The 5,476-nt window shown below is 46.5% G+C and carries 2 protein-coding genes; both read left to right on the forward strand.

Annotation, left to right across the window (positions count from 1 at the left end; all coding sequences use genetic code 11):
* The first annotated feature begins 420 nt into the window (after window positions 1-420).
* Window positions 421-3,450, forward strand: a complete 3,030-nt coding sequence (locus B5F34_RS16880; protein WP_255376985.1) for a TonB-dependent receptor — start codon at window positions 421-423, stop codon at window positions 3,448-3,450.
* A gap of 22 nt (window positions 3,451-3,472) precedes the next feature.
* The gene (locus B5F34_RS16885; RefSeq protein WP_087340921.1) at window positions 3,473-5,077 is read left to right on the forward strand and encodes a RagB/SusD family nutrient uptake outer membrane protein; all 1,605 of its coding nucleotides are present in this window, start codon (window positions 3,473-3,475) and stop codon (window positions 5,075-5,077) included.
* The last annotated feature ends 399 nt before the right edge of the window (window positions 5,078-5,476 follow it).

The following is a 5,476-nucleotide window of genomic DNA, read 5'->3' on the forward strand; positions in this document are numbered from 1 at the left end:
CGGCCATTGATACAACTTAAGAGCTGAAGACCGTTTTTAATAGAATGACAAATCATTTAACCGAAATATGCATAGAAAATCCGGTTCTACAGCCTTCTCATGGCAGTAAGTTCTATGAGCATAAAAGTTTACAAAATACATGGTTTTACCCTTCATTTATGCTCCTCTTCTTGGGTAAGAAAGAAGAACTGCAGAAAGACAAATACAGGACTGATATTCCATGACAAAAAGCGATAAGTAGCATTTGGGTATCACACTGTTCGAATCATATATTCGTAATTCTCTAAATATTACCTCTTTGCTACTCAATAAATGAGTAGCAAAGAGGTAACAATGTTCACCGTTTGTCCTTACTTAAATGTCTGATATACAGTCCTACGAACTAAGTACCAGGGAATCTCTCATGACTGATAAATTGTTATTTTCCAACAAGTTACATACGCACCAAGTTCCGCGGGAACTCTAGTAGTCTCGTATGTGGGTATGCAGACTCAAGAGGTGGAGATTCAGCCAAACATGAGAGTGGCTTTGAAAAGTAACACGGAGTTGCTGGACGAAGTCTTGGTTACTGCGTATGGTACAGCCAAACGTTCTGCCTTTACAGGTTCTGCCAGTGTGATTTCATCAGAAGAAATCAGCAAAATCCAGACGAGTAATGTGGCTAATGCATTGACTGGTAAAGTGGCAGGCGTACAGCTGAATAACACTTCTGGACAGCCGGGTGCCACAAGCCCTACTATCCGCATCCGTGGTATTAGTTCTATCAATGCGGCCAATGACCCTCTGATTATTGTAGATGGCGTTCCCTTTGACGGTGACCTGAATAACTTGAACTCGCAAGACATTGAGAGCATGACGGTGCTGAAGGACGCTGCATCTAATGCCTTGTATGGTGCGCGCGGTGCTAATGGCGTCATCATGATTACCACCAAGAAGGGCAACAGTGGGCAAGCTACGGTTACGGTAGATGCTAAATGGGGTGCTAACTCACGGGCTACGCGCGATTATGACATGGTGCGTGATCCGGGACTATATTATGAAATGTATTATGGTGCCCTGAACAACTACTTCTTAGGCCGTGGTTTGAGTGCAGCCGATGCTTATCAGATGGCAGTGACCAATCTGACACAATCGGGTGACTACGGTTTGGGTTATAATGTATTCAGTGTACCCAACGGTGAATATCTCATAGGACAGGATGGTAAGCTGAATCCCAATGCCACGTTGGGTAATCTGGTAGATATCAATGGGCAGCAATACTTGATACGTCCGGATAACTGGTTGGACGAAACTTATCGTCGCAGCCTCCGACAAGAATATAATGTCAGTGTGACGGCCGGTAATGACAAATCATCGTTCTATGCTTCCGTAAACTACCTGAATAATGAAGGTATCACTGCCAATTCAGACTATGAACGTCTGACGGGACGCCTGCGCGCAGACTATCAGGTGAAGGAATGGTTGAAAGTGGGAGCAAACATGGCTTATACTCATTTTGATGCAAATATGTTGGGCTCTGACGGTGAGCTTGGCAATTCTGGTAACGCCTTTTCAATCGCTACAGAGATTGCCCCGATTTATCCGATGTATTTGCGCGATGGCAATGGCAACATCATGCATGACAGCAACGGCTTCACCTGGTATGACTTTGGCGATGGCAGCAACGGAGGCATGACACGCCCCATTTATCCGGGTTCTAATGCCGTGGCCGAATCTATTCTGAATACGAATAATGCAGAAGGCAACGCTATCAATGCCAGCGGTTTCTTTGAAATCCGTTTCCTCAAGGACTTCAAGTTCACATCGACCAATAATGTGTATGTGGACGAGACACGTACCAGCCAGGTAACGAATCCCTTCTATGGACAATATGCAAATTCCAATGGCATCCTGTATAAGTATCACACACGTGATCTGTCGTATAACTTCCAGCAGTTACTGACCTGGAAACACAGTTATGGCGAACATAACGTTGACGTGATGGTGGGACATGAATCGTATCGCAGCAAGTATTATTACCTGTTGGGCAACAAGATGAACATGTTTGACCCCAGCAACTCAGAGTTGGCCGGTGCTATCACAAACGGCAGTGTGGATTCTTATACAACGGATTACAATACAGAAGGCTATTTTGGTCGTGTTCAATATGATCTTGCCGAGAAGTATTTTGTTTCGGGTTCTTACCGCCGCGATGCTTCCAGCCGCTTTCATCCGGATAACCGTTGGGGTAATTTCTGGTCGGCCAGTGCTGCCTGGAATATTACGCACGAAGACTGGTTTGATGTAGAATGGATTGATATGTTGAAATTCAAGATTTCCTACGGTTCACAAGGCAATGACAACATCGGTAACTACCGTTATGTCAGCACCTATAGCATCATCAATTCATCAGGCAGTCCTGCCGCTGTACCTGAGACGTTGGGTAACAAAGATATTACGTGGGAAACGAATGCCAACTTCAACATAGGATTTGATTTTGAGTTCTTCAAACAACGCTTGTCCGGTACGGTAGAATTTTTCAACCGCAAAACGACTGATATGTTGTTCTCCTTCCCCCTGCCGCCTTCTTTCGGTTACACATCTTATTATGCCAATGTGGGCGACATGCGTAACATGGGATTGGAACTGGAGCTGAAAGGTACTCCCATCAAGACGCGTGACCTGGAATGGAACATTGGTTTGAACCTGACACATTATAAAAATAAGGTGACTTATCTGCCGGACGAGCGTAAGACGATGGAGGTAGATGGCGTGAAAGGTTATAGCAGTGGTGACAAATTCTATGGTGAAGGCATTTCTTTGTTTACATACTATTTGAATCGGTATGCCGGTGTTAATGAACAAGGCGAGGCCTTGTATTACAAGAATGTCGTAGATCCTGAGACCGGCAAGGTAACGGGTCGGGAGACTGTAACCAATCCTTCGGATGCCGACTTTTATCTGTGTGGCACTTCGCTGCCCGATGTATATGGTGGTTTCAATACCTCGTTGAGTTACAAAGGCATTGATTTCTCCATAGATTTCGCTTACCAGATTGGCGGACAGGTATATGATACGGACTATGCCAGCATGATGGCTGCACCGACCTCGCAAGACCGTGGTAACGCTTTCCACAAAGATTTGTTAAAGTCTTGGTCTTCTGAGAATACCCAAAGCAATATTCCTCGCTTCCAGTATGGCGACCTGTACACGGCTTCTGCCTCCGACCGCTTCCTGACGAGTGCTTCTTATCTGAGCTTGCAGAACATCAGTGCCGGTTACACACTGCCGGCACGCATCTGCCGCACTTTCGGTGTGGAGAAGTTGCGCGTGTATCTGTCGGCAGACAATGTATGTCTGTGGTCGAAACGTAAAGGTATGGACCCGCGGCAGAGCATCAGCGGTAGTACGACCGCTTCCTATTATGCGCCGATACGTACTATTTCGGGTGGTATAACATTAACATTCTAACCATTTAAAGCAATTTGTAAATATGAAGAATATATCAAAACTTGTTTTAGGCGTATGCTGCACGGCAACTTTGTCGCTGAACAGTTGTATCGAGGAGACCTTCCCCACCAATGGAGCTACCACAGACCAATTGGGCTCCTCGGCCAAGGCCACAGAGGCCTTGTTATGGGCCATGCCGGCGTTTGCCAACGATGTAGAAACCGTAGTGGGCAATCACTGGGAATGGGGATATGGTTCGCTGATTCACATCCGTGACGTAATGACCGGTGATTTGGCCATTCCCTCCAGTCCTTATTCCATCTGGTACCACTTCTGGTATAACAATAGCGGTATAGGGCCTAACACATCAGCCAGCCAGTTCATCTGGAACTATTACTGGAAGTTTGTGCAGACCACAAACAACTTGATCAGTGCCGTCAATCCGGAAACGGCCACTGAGACGCAGTTGGGATATCTGGGTGCCGGTTATGGCTTCCGTGCCATGCTCTATCTGGATATGGCACAATCGTTTGAATTCCTGGAGAATGACGCCGTGTCATCCATCAACAGTAGCGGTAACGATGTAAAAGGTCTTACAGTGCCCATTGTAACTGAAACTACTTCGGAAGAAACAGCCCGTAACAATCCGCGTGCCACACGCGAGCAGATGGCAGAGTTCATTTTATCAGATTTGAACAAGGCCGAGGAATACATCGTGCACCTGGACATTGCTACCAAGACCTTACCTCACTTAGACGCTATTTATGGTCTGAAAGCCCGTTATTATATGTGGTTAGGTGAGTATGCCAGTGCCAGGGATTATGCCCGCAGAGCCATTAATGAAACGTCATCTGACCCGATGACTGAGAGCGAATGGCTGGATCCTACCACTGGCTTTAACCAGTTGGACTACTGGATGTGGGGTTCCCAACTTCAGGCAGAAGACGCTGCTGTACAGACCGGTCTGTTGAACTGGACTTCTTTCATGTCTGTTGAAGCTCTGTATGGCTATGCCTGGGCAAACGGAGGCGGCATGATGAATATGATTGATGCCCATCTGTACAGCCAGATAGCCGATACGGACTTTAGAAAAAAGGCCTGGAAGGCCCCGCAAGGCAGTGCTTTGGAGGGACAGACGGTATTCATTATTCCAGAGCAAGCTGCCCTGGTACCTGATTATGCCAGCGTTAAGTTCCGCCCTGCCCAAGGGAATACGAGCGATTATACGATAGCCTCGGCTTCAGCATATCCATTCATGCGTGTGGAAGAAATGTACTTTATTGAGGCCGAAGCTGCTGCTCACCTGAATGCCAGCGAGGGAAAGACTCTGTTGGAAAACTTCATGAAGTCTTATCGTGACCCGTCTTATGTATGCAATAATTCAGATGTTGTGTTCGAGGTTCTGCTGCAAAAGCGTATAGAACTTTGGGGAGAAGGCACCACGTTTTATGATATCAAGCGTTTGGATCTTTCCGTAACGCGTGGCTATCCCGGTACTAACTGGACAGATGCGGCCCGTTTTAATACGGACGGCCGTCCGGCATGGATGAATTTCAGTATCGTCACAACCGAAGAGAACAACAACGAAGCCCTGCGTGGATGGGAGAATCCTGATCCCTCGGGCTGTTATGACACGTGGTTGGAATAACAACCCTCACATAGGGTAGATAATCATAGAAATCCCTCTTGGCCTCCATTCAATAGGCAAAGAGGGATTTCTTTGGTAAACAATGAAGTGTGACAGATATTCAGAAGCAAGTAGCCCGTCTTTGACCAAGCACTGGTTAATGGTGGGCTTCTTTTCAATAGACAGCCTGCTGCAAGAGAATGTGCCCTGACGTTCCCCATGACCGGTGTCTGGTGGATATCTTGTTCCATTCAAAAGAAGCGCGCTGCTCATTGAATAGCTCCCACGCTCTATAATTATGCAAGGCAAAACACAGCATAGAGCGGCACTGATTTGATGCGATTTTCAAACCCGAAGTTTTTCTTTGATATGCGCAGGGCGTAGTCTGCATGATATTTTTCGGCAAAAACGCCCAGACTC

It is taken from the genome of Mediterranea sp. An20, assembly GCF_002160055.1.
GTDB classification, from domain to species: domain Bacteria; phylum Bacteroidota; class Bacteroidia; order Bacteroidales; family Bacteroidaceae; genus Bacteroides; species Bacteroides avicola.